The 15769-nt window shown below is 59.3% G+C and carries 11 protein-coding genes and 2 tRNA genes; 7 read left to right on the plus strand and 6 right to left on the minus strand.

Annotated features, from left to right (window positions below; genetic code table 11):
- Positions 1–87: 87 nt before the first annotated feature.
- Complete coding sequence (locus DX908_RS05060; RefSeq protein ID WP_158548518.1) at positions 88–678, minus strand: DUF2497 domain-containing protein; 591 nt, start codon at positions 676–678, stop codon at positions 88–90.
- A gap of 154 nt (positions 679–832) precedes the next feature.
- Complete coding sequence (locus tag DX908_RS05065) at positions 833–1489, minus strand: protein-L-isoaspartate O-methyltransferase family protein (protein WP_116391336.1); 657 nt, start codon at positions 1487–1489, stop codon at positions 833–835.
- A gap of 140 nt (positions 1490–1629) precedes the next feature.
- Between DX908_RS05065 and DX908_RS05070 the strand changes: the two genes are divergently transcribed.
- The 7 genes from DX908_RS05070 (at position 1630) to DX908_RS05100 (ending at position 11412) form a co-directional block, all read left to right on the plus strand.
- Positions 1630–1703 (plus strand) — tRNA-Cys (locus DX908_RS05070).
- Positions 1704–1967: 264 nt separating this feature from the next.
- Complete coding sequence (locus DX908_RS05075) at positions 1968–3491, plus strand: efflux transporter outer membrane subunit (RefSeq protein WP_116391337.1); 1524 nt, start codon at positions 1968–1970, stop codon at positions 3489–3491.
- Positions 3488–4762 (plus strand): efflux RND transporter periplasmic adaptor subunit, encoded by a 1275-nt coding sequence (locus DX908_RS05080; protein ID WP_116391338.1) that lies wholly within the window; start codon positions 3488–3490, stop codon positions 4760–4762. The genes DX908_RS05075 and DX908_RS05080 overlap by 4 nt, the downstream gene beginning before the upstream one ends.
- A complete protein-coding gene (locus tag DX908_RS05085) occupies positions 4759–7977 on the plus strand; it encodes an efflux RND transporter permease subunit (RefSeq protein ID WP_116391339.1) in 3219 nt (1072 codons plus the stop codon). The genes DX908_RS05080 and DX908_RS05085 overlap by 4 nt, the downstream gene beginning before the upstream one ends.
- A gap of 204 nt (positions 7978–8181) precedes the next feature.
- Positions 8182–8256: transfer RNA gene (locus DX908_RS05090), tRNA-Asn, on the plus strand.
- 188 nt (positions 8257–8444) lie between these two features.
- Positions 8445–10652, plus strand: coding sequence for a TonB-dependent receptor (locus tag DX908_RS05095; RefSeq protein WP_116391340.1), 2208 nt, complete (start codon positions 8445–8447; stop codon positions 10650–10652).
- A gap of 79 nt (positions 10653–10731) precedes the next feature.
- Positions 10732–11412, plus strand: coding sequence for a Fe2+-dependent dioxygenase (locus DX908_RS05100; protein WP_116391341.1), 681 nt, complete (start codon positions 10732–10734; stop codon positions 11410–11412).
- A 6-nt stretch (positions 11413–11418) separates the two neighbouring features.
- Here DX908_RS05100 and rfbA read toward each other — a convergent pair whose 3' ends face one another.
- The 4 genes from rfbA to proS all read right to left on the minus strand — a co-directional run bounded on the left by rfbA (position 11419) and on the right by proS (position 15656).
- Positions 11419–12294: a glucose-1-phosphate thymidylyltransferase RfbA gene (rfbA, locus tag DX908_RS05105; protein WP_116391342.1), complete on the minus strand. Its 876-nt coding sequence runs from the start codon at positions 12292–12294 to the stop codon at positions 11419–11421.
- The gene (rfbD, locus tag DX908_RS05110) at positions 12291–13166 is read right to left on the minus strand and encodes a dTDP-4-dehydrorhamnose reductase (protein ID WP_116391343.1); all 876 of its coding nucleotides are present in this window, start codon (positions 13164–13166) and stop codon (positions 12291–12293) included. The genes rfbA and rfbD overlap by 4 nt, the downstream gene beginning before the upstream one ends.
- A 3-nt stretch (positions 13167–13169) precedes the next feature.
- Entirely contained in the window at positions 13170–14213 is a 1044-nt protein-coding gene (gene rfbB / locus DX908_RS05115) for a dTDP-glucose 4,6-dehydratase (protein WP_116391344.1), read from the minus strand.
- A 102-nt stretch (positions 14214–14315) separates the two neighbouring features.
- Positions 14316–15656 (minus strand): proline--tRNA ligase, encoded by a 1341-nt coding sequence (proS, locus tag DX908_RS05120; RefSeq protein WP_116391345.1) that lies wholly within the window; start codon positions 15654–15656, stop codon positions 14316–14318.
- Positions 15657–15769: the final 113 nt, after the last annotated feature.

Below are 15769 nucleotides of genomic sequence, written 5' to 3' on the forward strand. Positions count from 1 at the left end.
CGGCCCCCGGATGAGGGCAGCCAGAAGATGTTCGTCAGAAGTAGGAAGGCGTGCCCCGCCTCACAATGGCGGGGGCCGGCTGGCCTGTTATCGGCGCCGGGCGATCCGCCGGACCTCTTCTTCAACTTTTTCCTCGACGATGCGCGGCAGGTTCTGATCAAGCCATTGCTGGATCATCGGGCGCAGCATCGCTTCGACAATATCTTCGATCGTCTGACCGCCAGCGTTCGATACCCGGACATTCTCATGCAGGGCGCCGAAGGCGTCAGAGACCTTTTTCGCAGCGCCGTCGCTGACAAGGGTCTGGGCGGCAAGGCTCTCCGTTGCGGCTTTGGCCGCCCGATCGGAGATGGCGTCGAAATCGATAGTGTTTTTGGGCTGTTCCACGGGAGCTTTCGGCTTGGCTGTTTCGGCAAGTTCGTCGAGCGGATCGGCCGACTGGCTGACCGGCTCCGGGGTGACGGTGGGTTCCGGGGCGGCCACTTCGACCGGGGCCGGATCATCCTGCGGCTCGGGCGTGCCGGCTTCGACTTTCGCGCCGCCGATCATGTCATCATCGATCGAGACGGAGCTGGATTCATCGAGCGTCAGCGGCTCGAGGCTCGGTGGTGACTTGGCTTCCGGTGCCTCATCCTCTTCGGAAATGATCCGGCGGATTGAGGCCAGGATTTCGTCCATTGTGGGTTCTGATTGTGGGTTCGCCATACCGCCTGTTATTCCTCACATAACTCACCAGCCGAGCACACCATCCGCGTGTTCGCGGGGGGGAGCAAGACCGGTGACCTTATGGGCCGAGCCGCCCTGATGTCCTGCCTGAAGTCTCAAGAAAGGGTTAAAAAACGAACCCTGCCGTCCGGTTGAAGCCAGGCAGAATACCGGCCGGATGGCACTCAAATAACATACGCTCTCCGATTGCATCATGGTGGCGTGTGTAGAGCATCGCATGCCCGACGCCCCGGTCAACGAGGATTGCCACCATGCGCCCGCCTTCAGGGCTAAGCTGGTCGAAAAGTTTTTCAGGAATGATTTCCGCGCCGCCCGCAATGACGATGACATCATACGGGCCCTGATCGGCAAAGCCTGCCGCAAGCTCTCCTTCGACGATCGCGACATTGTCGAGACCCAGATTGGTACAGCTCGTCTGCGCCTGGCTCACGGCTTCGGCATTGTCCTCAAGCCCGACAACAACACTCCCCAGTGGCGCCATGACCGCGCAGCCATAGCCATAGCCGCAGCCGACATCGAGAACGAGGTCGCCGGGATGGATATGCGCTTCATTGATCAGCTTGGAGAAATCGCGCGCTTTGAGCAGCCAGCGGCCCTCAAACAGCGGCACATCTTTTTCCACATAAGCGAGCGAACGGCGGTTCGAGGGCACAAAGTCCTCCCGCGGGATACGCCCCATTGCCTTTATCAGGCCGGAATCAGTCACATCATTCGGCCGGACCTGACTGTCCACCATATGCTTTCGGGCTTTCGCCGTATCCATCGTCACGCCTCTTTACCGCGGAGAAAAATCGGGATTGGCGGGCATTAGGACCGGTTGGCGCAGATTGGAAGACCAAGCGCCACAAGAAGGCTTGTCGCGACTGATCTGACAGCGTATCTGCCCGAACTCACCCCCGATGAGGCCACGTGGCGGAGTGGTGACGCAGCGGATTGCAAATCCGTGTACCCCGGTTCGATTCCGGGCGTGGCCTCCATGCCCCACTGACAGAAAACATCTTCATTTCCGCCATTGTTACGCATTTTTGAGGCGTATCTGGCAGTTTATTCGTGCTTTTGCCTTTACGCGGCCCGCCGAAGGGTTGAAATTCGCCGTTAATCGATAAATATCAATTGGGCGTTAGGGGGGAGCGACTTGTCTGGGGGGAGCTTACCACCCGGCATGCAAAGAGTTGAAAGAACGGTACCCCCTCCTGAATGGCATCGGAGGTTTGTACCGCACGGATGATGAGGGTGGTCATATGGCGTTGAACGCCAGAATTCTTGGGCTGAGTACAGCCATTTTGCTGGTTTCGGGATGTGTCTCGGTGCCCGCAGAAGATGCCCTGTCGGGCATTGATACGCCGACAGGCTGGGCTGCTGTCTCCGCCGAAATGGCAACCGATGCAAAGCCCGTCACTGAGAACTGGCTGGCGGATCTGCATGACCCGGTCATCACCCTGCTCGTCGCCGAAGCCATCGAGGGGAATACCAACCTCGCGGCCGCAGAAGCGCGCGTGCGTGCGACAAGAGAACGCGTCGGCATCACCCGCGCCGCTGTCCTGCCGACAGTGAACGGCGCATTGAGCGGCCGGACCGCGAAAACCCCCGCCAGTTCGCGGCTCAATTCGAACAACCAGGTTGTCGTCGTGCCGGAAACCACGACCGAAGACTTCAACCTTGGCTTTAACCTCAGCTGGGAACTCGACATCTGGGGTCGCCTGACCGACCAGACCCGCGCGGCCTATCTTGGCGCCGAAGCCGCCAAGCTCGACCTTGCCTCGACCGAGCTGTCGATTGCCGGCGGCACGGCGCAAGCCTTCTATGCTCTCACCGAAGCCCGCCTTCAGCGGCAATTGTCCGAGCGCGACGTTCAGACCGGCGAGAGCAATCTGAGCATCATCGAGCGGCGCTATAATCGCGGCATCTCCTCAAGCCTCGATGTCCGCCTTGCCCGTTCTTCACTGGCCTCATCACGCGCCACACTGGTCGCCCGTCAGCGCACGGAACAAGAAGCCGCAAGGCGGCTTGAATTCCTGCTCGGCCGCTACCCTTCCGCTGCAATTGCTTCTGCAGAAGCCCTCCCCATGCTGGACGGTTTCTGGGGAGATGGCTCGGTTGCGGTTGGCGACCCGCTCAGCCTTCTGGCGACCCGGCCGGACGTGATCGCAGCCGAGCGCCGCCTGAAAGCCGCCGGCCTCAATGCGGCAGCCGCCCGCAAAGCCCTTCTTCCCTCTCTCTCATTGAGCGGCAGCGCGTTTGAGCAGGAGTTCGAAGCCTCGAATATCTCGTTCGACCTCAGCGACGCGGCCCAGTCCCTCACCGCAAACCTTGTCCAGCCGCTCTTTCAGGGTGGCCGCTTGCGGGCGCAGGCACGCGCGGCGAAAGCCGACATGGAAGCGGTCGTCTTTGACTATGCCGGCACCGTCCTCACCGCCTATCAGGAGGTTGAGAATGCACTGGCTGCGGAGCGTTTCCTGACAGCCCAGCTCGAAGCCCAGTCACTTGCTTTCGAGGAAGCCAAAGCCGCCGAGGAGCTGACCCAGCGTCAGTATCTCTCCGGCACGACCAACATCTTCAACCTGATCAGCGCCCAACAGCGCCGTATCTCGGCAGAGTCGCAATATATCAGCGCATCGCGCCAGCGCCTCTCCAACCGCATCGATCTTTATCTCGCCCTCGGCGCCTCCTTTGAGGTGCCCGACGTGACCACCACAGCAAATGGTCCGGGTAACGCACAAATTGTCTCTCAGATGACACCGGACCAAAAAGGAGACCGGTCATGATCCGCAAATTTCTCGTAGTTTTTGGTACGATCGGCACCGTCGTCGGGACGATTTTCGCCTTCGGTATTGTTATCGCCATCATGGGGTCCATGGCGCCAAAGCCTGAACGCACAGAGCCACAAAGCTTTGCGCCGACAGTCTTTGTCGAGGAAGTCTCCTATGGCGAGACGCAACTGACCGTGTACGCACAAGGTGAAGTTCGCCCGAAACAGGAAATCAACCTGACCAGTCAGGTCGGCGGGAAGATCACCTCGGTCTCGGAAGAGTTTGCCGATGGCGGCGTCATCGAGAAAGGCCAGATCCTCGTTCAGATCGAGGATGCCGATTATCGTCTCGCCGTCACCCGCGCGCAGGCGCAGGTTGCCCAGTCGAAAACGGCGCTCGAAATCGAGCAGGCCGAAGCTGAGCTTGCCCGTCAGGATTACGAAGAACTCTCCGGCATTTCCGGGAGTGAAGGTCCTTCCGATCTGACATTGCGCCGGCCACAACTGGCCCGCGCGGAAGCGGATTATCAGGCGGCACTCGCTAATCTTCGTGATGCCGAGCTGGCGCTTGGTCGGACTTCCATCCGCGCGCCGTTCAATGGCCGGGTTCGGAGCATTAGCGCCAATACAGGGCAGTTCATCTCACCGGGCCAGCAGCTTGGTCGGATCTTCTCAACTGACGTTGCCGAAATCCGCCTGCCGCTGACTGATGAAGACCTTGGCCGCCTCAACATGTCACTTGCTTTCAATGACCCAAAAAACGGGCCCAATGTGAAGCTTTCGGTGATTGCGGCGGGTGCTGAACGTAACTGGACCGGTCGTGTCGTCCGCGTTGACGCCGCTATCGATGCATCAACCCGTCAGGTCGCAGCTATCGTACAGGTTCTGGAGCCTTACGGCGCCGGCTCTGACAATGGCTTCCCTCTGGCTGTCGGCCTGTTTGTCGATGCAGAAATCGAAGGGCCTGTTCTTGATCGTGCGGTCACATTGCCGCGTGTTGCGATTGTTGATGGCGCTTCGGTCTTTGTCGTGACCGATGAAGATACTGTCGAGAAACGTCCCGTCACCATCGCTGCCTATACCCGCGATGGCGCAGTCATTACCTCAGGTCTCGAACCGGGCGAGCGAGTTGCTGTTTCCCGCGTCGCTGTTCCCGAAGGAACGGAAATCCGTCCGCTCGATCCCAGCGCGCCGACGGCAGATAGAGAGACTGACGAAAGCGAAGACGGTGGTGATGTGAACACTGCCGACGCCGCCAGCGCCGGGAGTGAAGGAGCCGTCCAATGAACGGATTGATCGCCTGGTGGGCGCGTAACAGCGTCGCCGCCAACCTCCTCATGTTCCTGATCCTCGTGGTCGGGGTACTGATGTTCTTCCGTATCGAGCGGGAAGTCTTCCCGAGCGGTAAGCTCGACGTGGTCTCGGTTAATGTTGCTTGGCCTGGCGCCTCTCCGCGCGAAGTTGAGGAACAGATCGTCCTCAGGCTCGAAGAAGCCGTCACCGGCCTCGACAACGTCAAGGAAATCCGTGCGGAAGTCCGTGAAGGGAGTGCCAGCCTCTCGATCGAGATGAAGTCGGAAGCTGATTTCGACGTCTTTCTCAACGAGGTAAAATCCCGCATCGACGGTGTCTCTAACCTCCCGCAATCCTCGTTCCCGCCGGTAGTGAGCCGAATTACAGCCGATGTGGAAATGAGTTTCGTCACACTGACCGGCGATCCGGAAATTGTGACGGAGGTGCAGCTGAACCGCCTTGCACGGGTTTACCGGGACGAGTTGGCCCAGATCCCCGGCGGCTCTCCTGTCGTCAACATTCAAGGCTACCGTCAGGAAGAAGTGTCTGTTGAAGTCACCGAAGCGGCCCTGCGCCGGTACGGCCTGACTTTTGACAATGTGGCCACCGCGATCCGCGGCTCCTCGCTCAACCGTTCCATGGGCGAAGTGCGAACCTCGACGGGCGATGTCCCCCTCGCTTCCCGCCAGCTCGCCGATTCCGCCGAGGAATTCGAGCAGATCGTCGTGCGCCGGAATCAGGACGGCAGCGTTATTCGTGTCGGCGATGTTGCGACCGTCACAGATGGTTTCCCGGATGCGAATTTCATCTACCGGATCAACGGCAAGCCAGGCCGCCAGTTACAGGTGATGCAGCCTGAAACCGTAAATATTGTCTCTGCCTCTAAAGCTATCCAGGCATGGGTTGATCAGAAACAGTCCGATCTGCCTCCTGGAATCGAGCTGAAACACCAGTTCACTCTGGCAGAACTTTATTACGCCCGGATGGAACTGGTCAGCTCCAACGCCCTCATGGGTCTTGTCCTTGTCCTGATCATCCTGGTGCTCTTCCTGCGCCCTGTCGTTGCCTTCTGGGTGGCTGCCGGCATCGCCATTTCCTTCATCGGGACATTCATCTTCCTGCCAGCGGTCGGCGTATCGCTGAACATGCTCTCGCTGTTCGCGATGCTGCTGGTGATCGGGATTGTGGTCGATGATGCGCTTATTGTGGGGGAGAGTATCCACCGCATGACAGAGCGGGGCAAAACCGGCCTCACCGCTGCTATCGTTGGCACACAGATTGTCATCAAACCGGTGGTTTTTGCTGTTCTGACCACCATGATTGCTTTCTCGCCCTTCCTGTTCATCGGCGGGGTCACGGCGGACTTCACCAAGCATATCGCCTGGACGATTATGTTTGCGCTGACATTTTCGCTGATCGAAAGCTTCCTCATCTTGCCGGCGCACTTGTCGCACATGAAGAAGCCGGAACCCAAAGGGCTGCTGAAATTTCAGGAGCAGCTGGCTGACAGCCTTCTGTGGTTCTCCGATCGGTTCTACCGCCCCCTGATTAAGCTGTCGCTCGCGGCGCGCTATCTGACGGTGTTCCTCTTCATCGGGTTCTTCGCCATTTCCATCGCGCTCGTCGCGCAGGGCCATGTGAAGTTCAACTTCATGCCGGAAGTCGAGCAGCGCTTCATCCAGATGCGCGTCGATATGCAGCGCGGCACGCCCTTCTCGCGGACGCTGCAGGTCTATGACCAGGTCGAACAAGCCATGTCGGAACTCGACGAAAAGCTCGAAGAACGAAATGGCATGCCGATCATCCAGTCCCGTGAAGTCTGGGCATGGTCGGGCGGGATGTTTGTGTTCCTCCTGATGGAAGACTCAGACAAACGCGATCAGACGCTCGGTGAAGTCGGTGATGATTTTCGGGATCTCATTGGTCCCATTCCGGATGCGGAAGATGTCAGCATCAACTCGACCTTCTCTGATAATGGCAATGACCGTTTTGTCGTCAGCCTTGAATCGACCGATCTTGAAGAACTTCAGCTCGTCGTCAGCGAAATCCGTGAATATCTCGGCCAGTATGGCGAGCTTTACGATATCGGGGACAGCTTCGAGGCGTCTCAGGAAGAACTGATCTTTACCCTGAAACCCGGTGCTGACCGGTTCGGCCTGACGATCGGGGAAATCTCAAGACAGGTCCGCCAGGCCTTCTACGGAGAGGAAGCCCAGCGCCTGCCGCGCGGTGGCCAGGACGTCCGCGTCATGGTGCGCTATCCGCTCGAAACCCGTGAGTCGCTGGAAAGCCTCTCGAGCATGCGGATCCGGACCCCTGATGGCCGCGAGATCGCCCTCTCCGCTGTCGCCGACATTTCCTATGCGCCGGCGGTGCGTCGGATCAGCCGCGTTGACCGTAAACGCTCCGTGCGCATCTGGTCACGTATTCGTGATGGCGCGGATGCCGGGCCTCTGCGGAAGGAATTCTACGGCACCTATGTGCCGCAGCTCCTCACCAACCACCCCAAGGTTGAGGTGAGCCGCCGTGGTGCGGATCAGGAACAGGCAGAGTTCATGTCGAACATCATGACACTCTACATCATGGCGCTCTTCGGCATGTATATGCTGATTGCGATCGGCTTTGGCTCTTACTTCCAGCCAATCCTGGTGCTGTTCGCGATTCCCTTTGGGTTCATGGGGGCTGTGTTCGGCCACCTCCTCATGGGCGAGAATTTCGCGATGTTCTCGATCTTCGGGATTTGCGCGGCGGGGGGCGTGGTCGTGAACGACAACCTGGTCCTCGTCGATTACGTCAACCGATTGCGAAAAGAAGGTGCAGGGGCGTTCGCGGCCCTTGTTGAGGCAGGGGTCGTCCGTTTCCGGCCTATTCTGCTCACCTCGGTGACAACCTTTGTCGGCCTTGTCCCGATCATGCTGGAAAACAGCTTTGATGCGAAGTTCCTGCGGCCCATGGTGATCAGCCTTGCCTTCGGGGTTTTCTTCGCCCTCTTCGTCACGCTGATCTTCGTGCCGGCCATGTATGCGGTGGGTGTCGATATTGCCCGCTTCTTCCGCGGCCTCTGGACCGGCGAGAAACAGCCTGCCCTTGGTGAAGGTGATTCGAAAACGCATGAGATCCCGGATATTGACCCGCATGCGCCGGATTTTGAGGATCCACATCATCACGACGGCGATGGTGACCACAAGGAATGGCAACCAGCAGAATAATGCGAGCGCGCGGATTTTCCGCGCGCCGTTAACCCCGCGTTAACTCTGGCCACTTAATCTTTAACCATCTTCTCTCCCAGGAAGATAACCCACCATACCCCCAAGGCGGCCCCGCTCCCCAGGCGGGGCCGTTTTTTATTCATCGGCCGAAAAAATGGGCTGGATTTGGCGGCACAAGCTGGTATAGCCGCCCCTCTAAAATGTTCCGGAGTAGCTCAGTGGTAGAGCAAGCGACTGTTAATCGCTTGGCCGGGGGTTCGAATCCCTCCTCCGGAGCCATCTTTTCTAGATAGTTCATACTCAGCAGCCTGATGGTTCAGCTCATCGGCACGAAACCTCACGCTGCTTGATCTCCCTCACCCGCCGTTATTGAAAATAATTCTTAAGTGCGGTTGACGATCAACGCACATGAGCCCAGAGATTGCGAATTATTCGCATTAGCGATCAAGTTCTCTTCAGGGGTATCCATGTCACAGTCTCAATCGGATGCGGCCTCCCGCCGCAACAGCATCTTTTATGGCACCGCCATGGCGCTTTTCGCCGTCGGCAGCGCGCAGGCCGCACCGTCGGGCGTGTCCGACCTCACGCCGGGCGATGATGACGATGTCATCGTCGTCGAAGGTGAAGGCGCCGATTACAAGCGTGAAGCCGACTCCCCGAAATACACCGCCGACCTGATCGACACGCCGCGCGCCGTCACCGTGATTGGCGAAGACGTGATGCGCGACCTTGCTGCCGCCTCCCTCACCGACGCCCTGCGCACCGTGCCGGGCATCACCATGGCCATGGGCGAAGGCGGGCAGCCCTTCGCCGACCGCCCCTTCATTCGCGGCAGCGAGTCGACCTCCGGCATCCTTGTGAACGGCCTGCGCGATTCCAGCGCCCAGTCGCGGGACGTCTATAATCTTGAACAAATCGAAGTCGCCAAGGGCCCGAACGGGGCTTTTGCCGGGCGCGGCGCGCCGGGCGGCTCGATCAACCTCGTCACCAAAAAGGCCCGCGCGGAGGACTTCGTCCATGTCTCTCTTCGTGGCGGCAATGCCAACCAGGCCCGTGGTGAGCTCGACGCCAATACGGTCATCACGGATGATCTCGCCCTGCGCCTCAATTTCCTGTGGCAGGAATCGGAAATCCCGGGCCGCGATGCGGTCTTTGACAATCGCTGGGGCTTTGCGCCGACCCTGACCTGGGGGCTGACCGGCCCGACCTCGGTGAAGGTCAGCTATGAGCATTATGAGAGCGACGGCCTGATCGATTACGGCCATCCGCTCGACCCCGTCACCGGCAAGCCGATCAAAGATATCGACCCCGATAACTTCTATGGCCTCGTCGTGCGGGACTTCAACAAGACCGCGCTTGATTCGGGTCTTGTCGAGTTTAGCCACCAGTTCAACGAGAATGTCAGCATCCGGAACGTGACCCGCTATGCGGAATCCTTCACAGACTATATCGCCAGCAACCCGGATGACAGCCAGGGCAATGTCATCAACGGCCTCGTCATCCGCAATGTGAAGAGCAACAATTCGCACAATGAGACGCTGGTCAATCAGACCGACCTGATTGCACGCTTCACGACAGGCAGTGTTGAGCACAGCGTCGCCACCGGGTTCGAATTCTCCTCAGAGGAAACGGTCCGCGCGACCTATCTCGTCGAGCAGCTCGCGCCCGGCGGCGTGACGATCCCCCGCGGCGGCTGTGACATGTTCGGCGCCGGCGCCCCGAGCGGATATAACTGTACGGACCTTTATGATCCGAACCCGAATGATCCATGGACGGGCAACATCACCCTGCGCGCGCCGACAACGACAGAAGTCGACACGATGGGCGCCTATATCTTTGACACGGTGACCTTGTCTGAGAACCTCCTCTTTAATGCCGGCGTCCGCTATGATGATTTCAGTACCGAGACGTCGACAGATCTTTCCAATGACGACAGCTTCGTCACCTATCAGGCTGGCCTCGTCTACAAGCCGCGCAAGAATGGCAGCATCTATGCGTCCTTCGGCACCTCAGTCAGCCCGTCGGGCGTGACCGCCGGGGACGGCAGCGAGAACATCTCAACCCGGAACGAAGACCTCGAGCCGGAAAAAGGCCGGAACTATGAGCTCGGCACGAAATGGGAGCTTTATGGCGACCACCTCTCGCTGGAAGCTGCCATCTTCCGCACGGATGTGATTGACGACCATGTGGCCATTGAGGCCGGACGCGGCGCGGCGCAGGCCGCCGTCGGCAAGACCCGGGTGCAGGGGATCGAACTCTCCGCAGCCGGACAGCTCACCGACATCTGGAGCATCTTCGGCGGCTACAGCTTCCTTGATTCAGAAATCATCGATGCTGGCCCGATCAATGAGGACACCGAAGGCAACCAGCTGCCGAACACGCCGGAGCACAGCTTCAGCCTCTGGACCTCTGTCGCCCCAATCGAGCGCCTCAATATCGGCGGCGGCGCCTTCTGTCAGTCCGAGCGCTTCGGCAACACGGCCAACACAAAAAGCGTCGACGGCTATTGCCGCTATGATGCGAACGCCAGCTACCTCTTCTCCGAAAAGGTCGCCTTCCAGCTCAACTTCCAGAACCTGACCGATGAGCGCTATTATGAGCGGGTCTACACGACCCATATGGCGACCATCGCGGCGGGGCGTTCGATTACCGGTACGCTGCGTTTCAGTTTCTGATCCGTATCTCTGACCACAAGGCCCTCTCCCATCATCGGAGGGGGTTTTCTTCTTTCCCCCTCACCTCCACTATGCGCTTATGCTAGTTCAAATCCCTGATGTTCTGACGCCGGAGCAGGTGCGCGAAGTCCGCCGCATCATTGATGCGGGCGAATGGGTCGACGGCAATATGACCTCTGGCGCCCAAGCCGCTCGTGCCAAGCGCAACCAGCAGCTTGATGAGAAATCCGCCACGACGGCAAAGGCGCAAGGCATCATCTATGACGCCCTGCAGCAAAGCCCCGGCTTCATTTCGGCGGTTCTTCCGCTCAAGGTCTATCCGCCGCTCTTTAATCGCTATCAGGGCGGGGAATCCTTCGGCAATCATGTCGATAATGCGATCCGTCCCTTGCCCGGCAAGGAAGACCGTATCAGGACGGATGTCTCAACGACCCTGTTCCTGTGTGAGCCTGATGAATATGAAGGCGGCGAGCTGCTGATCGACGATACCTATGGCACGCATTCGGTCAAACTGCCGGCCGGTCACGCGGTCATCTATCCCTCAACCAGCCTGCACCGCGTTGCAGCCGTCACTGAAGGCGCGCGTGTCGCGTCCTTCTTCTGGACACAGAGCATGGTGAGGGACGACACCCAGCGCGCGCTCCTCTATGAGCTCGACCAGTCGATCCAGTCGCTCTACCAGACGCAACCCGACGCACCCGAAATTGTGCGACTGACCGGCATCTACCATAACCTGATCCGCCAATGGGCGGAGGTTTAAGCGAGCTTACGCGCCCGATTCTTCAGCAATTCGCAGGAGATATTGTCCGTAGCCGGTTTTAGAGAGCGGCTCGGCGAGGGCTTTGAGTTGCGCTCGGTCGATATAGCCTTTGCGGAAGGCGATTTCTTCGAGACAGGCGACTTTCAGGCCCTGACGTTCTTCGATCGTCTGCACGAACGTCCCTGCTTCGAGCAGGCTGCGATGCGTGCCCGTATCAAGCCAAGCATAGCCCCGCCCCATCATGTTCGCGCGCAAATTCCCGTCATGCATATACATCTCATTGAGGGTCGTAATCTCAAGCTCTCCGCGAGCGGAGGGTTTGATAGCCTTTGCTCGCTCGACCACGGTCTCGTCATAGAAATAAAGGCCGGTGGCCGCGAAACGGGATTTGGGTTTCGACGGTTTCTCTTCGATGGAGATGACATTGCCCGACTTGTCGAACTCGATCACGCCATAGCGCTCAGGGTCCGACACCTGATAGCCGAAAATCTCCGCTCCCGTCTCAAGCGCGGCGGCATCCTCGACCATTTCCTGCAGGCCATGGCCATAGAAAATGTTGTCCCCGAGAACGAGTGCACATTTGCCCCGATCGATGAACGCTTCACCGATCAGGAAAGCCTGCGCGAGACCGTCCGGCGATGGCTGGACGGCATAGGTAAAGCTGATCCCCAGCTCCGAGCCGTCGCCCAGCAGGCGCTGGAAGCCTTCCTGCTCATGCGGCGTCGTGATAACAAGGATTTCGCGGATGCCGGCCAGCATCAGCACACTGATGGGATAATAGACCATCGGTTTGTCGAAGATCGGCAGGAGCTGTTTTGATGTGCCGCGCGTGATCGGGTGAAGCCGCGTGCCCGACCCGCCTGCGAGAACGATGCCCTTCATGACGTCCACTCCTCCACCGGCCCCAATTCTTTGATGACCAGCTGCAATTCCTTGCGCCAGTCTGCCATGGGAATGCCGAATACCTCGTGAATCTTCGCGCAATCCATGACGGAAAAGGCGGGCCGGCTCGCCGGTGTCGGAAAATCAGAGGTCGGGATTGGGGTGACGGGAATCTTGAGCCCGGCCGCCTCGAAGATCTCCTTGGCAAATTCCGCCCAGGTGACCGTCTTGTCGCCGCTGAAATGATAGATCCCGGCTTTCTCGGGCTCGACCAGCAGCGCCTCGAAAACCTGAAGGCCAGCGATTGCCGCTGACCACGCCGGAGTTGGCCGGCCATACTGGTCATCAACCACCCGCACCCCGCCATGAGCTGCGGCGAGCCGCAGCATGGTTTTGACGAAGTTCCTGCCTTGTGCGGAGAAAACCCAGGAGAGCCGGAGAATTGCGTGCGTGCCGCCTGCGGATGCAACCGCCTTTTCACCGTCGAGCTTGGTTGCCCCATAGACGCCGAGTGGGCTCGTTTGGCTCTCCTCCGTGTAGGGATCTTTTGAAGACCCATCGAAAACGTAATCGGTTGAGTAATGAACCAGCGGCACCCCGGCGCGTGCGCAGGCTTCCGCCAGAATGCCCGGGGCGACGGCATTCAGCTGTCTTGCGGCAGCCTCCTCGCTCTCTGCAGCATCGACCCCTGTGAAAGCCGCCGCATTGATCACCCCATCGATGCCAGCAAGGTCTAATGCCTTGGGATCCTGAAGGTTCATCAAGTCAAGTTCGTCGCGGCCAGGCGCTACAGCGTCCCAGCCGCACTTTGTCGCTTCTTCACGAAGATGCGTGCCGACTTGGCCCGTGCCGCCGGTAATCAGGATACGCATCGCCTACCCCTTACCGCCAAGTCCAAGCCGCGCGCCGTCAAAGCCGCGCTGGCGGATCCCTTCGGCCCAGTCATCATTCCCTAGATACCAGTCGACCGTCTCGGCCATGCCCTCTTCGAGGGTTTTGGCCGGCGTCCAGCCAAGCTCGCGCTCGATTTTTGAGCAATCGACCGCATAGCGCAGATCGTGCCCCGGCCGGTCGGTTACGAAGGTGATCAGTTTCTCATGCGGTGCATTTGCCGGAAAGCGTTCATCCATCAGTCTGCAGATCGTACGGACAAGATCGATATTGGTCATCTCTGCCCGGCCGCCGACATTATAGGTCTCGCCGGGCACGCCTTCACTTGCGACCAGCAGAAGCGCCGCAGCATGATCCCCGACATAAAGCCAGTCACGGACATTCTCGCCCTTGCCGTAAACCGGGATCGGCTTTTGACCGCGCGCGGCATCGATCACGACCGGGATCAGTTTCTCTGGGAACTGATAGGGCCCGTAATTATTCGAGCAGTTGGAGATGACGACTGGCAGACCGAACGTCTCCCCCCAAGCCCGGACCAGCATGTCGGACGAGGCTTTTGATGCCGAATAGGGGGAGTTCGGACGATAGTTTGACTCTTCGGTGAACTCGCCCGTCGCGCCGAGGCTGCCGAAGACTTCATCCGTCGAGATATGATGGAAGCGGAAACCCTCCGGGGCGCCTGCTTCCTTATAATCCCGCGCTGCTTCGAGTAGGCGGAATGTGCCGATGATATTGGTCTCGATAAACGCCGCAGGCCCGTCGATCGAGCGGTCAACATGGCTCTCGGCGGCCAGATGCATGATCGTGTCGGGGCGGAAGCCCATGACCAGCTCGGCCATGTTCTTGCCGTCGCAGATATCGGCCTCAACGAATTCATAATTCGGGCTATCTGCGATGGGCGTCAGGTTCTCAAGGTTCGCGGCATAGGTGAGCTTGTCCACATTCAGGACAGTATGGCCGTCGGCAATCGCCTGCCGGATCACGGCCGATCCGATAAACCCCGCCCCGCCTGTCACCATTAACCGCATGAACACTCTCCCCTTTTGGGCCCAGACAAGATTGGCCCCTGCCCCGCCCTATGACACGGGTCTGAGCAGATGCCAATTTCGGGCCGCAAGGGCAGACCGCGATCAAGAGATAGCGAGAGCGTCCTTCACGCGGGCCGCGATCACGTCAGCGACGCTATCGAGGGGGATGTTTTCTTTCTCGCCGGTCGCGCGAGATTTGACCTCGACCTGACCGTCTTTCAGACCGCGCGGGCCGATGGTCAGAATATAGGGCAGCCCGATCAGATCCATGCGCGCGAATTTCTCGCCCGCCCGGTCGCCGGTCTCATCGTAAAGCACCTCGACGCCTTGCGCTTCGAGCGCGGCATAGAGGCGCTCGGAGGCCGCATCACAATCTGCATCACCTGCTTTGATGTTCACGAGCCCAACATGGAACGGCGCGACGGCCATCGGCCATTTGCAGCCCTCTTCGTCGTGATAGGCCTCGATCAACGCGCCCATCAGGCGGGAGACGCCTACCCCGTAAGAGCCCATCTCGATGAAGCTCTTGCCGTCCGGTCCCTCGACATAGGCATTCATGGGCTCGGAATATTTCGTGCCGAAATAGAAGATGTGCCCAACCTCGATACCGCGGGCATTCATCCGCTCACCTTCAGGGATCGCCTCGAACTCCTCAGGTGTATGCATTTCATCCGTGGCCGCATATTTCGACGTCCACTGCTCGAACAGGGGCTCAAGGTCGCCGTCGAAATCAAGGTCGGCGGGCGGCAGGGACATGTCCATCAGATCCTTGTGGACGAAGACTTCTGACTCGCCCGTCTCGGCAAGGACAATGAACTCATGGCTGAGATCGCCGCCGATGGGGCCGGTATCGGCGCGCATCGGAATGGCTTTCAGGCCCATCCGCCCGAAGGTGCGCAGGTAGGCGGCGAACATCTTCAGATAGCTTTTGCGCGCGCCGGCCGCATCGACATCAAAGCTGTAAGTGTCCTTCATCAGGAACTCACGGCCCCGCATGACGCCGAAGCGCGGCCGCACCTCGTCGCGGAACTTCCACTGGATGTGGTAGAGCATCTGCGGCAGTGCCTTGTAGGATTTGATCCCTGAGCGGATGATCGCCGTGATCATCTCCTCATTGGTCGGGCCATAGAGCATCTCGCGGTCATGCCGGTCGGTGATGCGCAGCATCTCCGGTCCATAGGCGTCATAGCGGCCTGATTCATGCCACAGCGTTGCCGGCTGGATTGTCGGCATCAGCATCTCGACGGCGCCCGCGCGGTTCTGTTCCTCGCGCACGATCTGCTCGATCTTTTTGAGAATCCGGTGGCCAAGCGGCAGCCAGGCATAAATCCCCGCCGCCTGTTGGCGGATCATGCCGCCGCGCAGCATCAGGCGGTGCGAGGCGATCTGGGCGTCGCCCGGGGTTTCTTTGAGGAGCGGCAGGTGAAAGCGGCTGAGGCGCATGGGCTGGTTCCGGTAGAGAGATAATCAACACAAGGCCTTACCGCTACCGTGAGTGCGGTCAAGAGAGCTTAAGCCCATTCCACTCGCTCAATCGTGGTTAGAACTTGGCCGCA

The organism is Parvularcula marina (assembly GCF_003399445.1).
GTDB classification, from domain to species: domain Bacteria; phylum Pseudomonadota; class Alphaproteobacteria; order Caulobacterales; family Parvularculaceae; genus Parvularcula; species Parvularcula marina.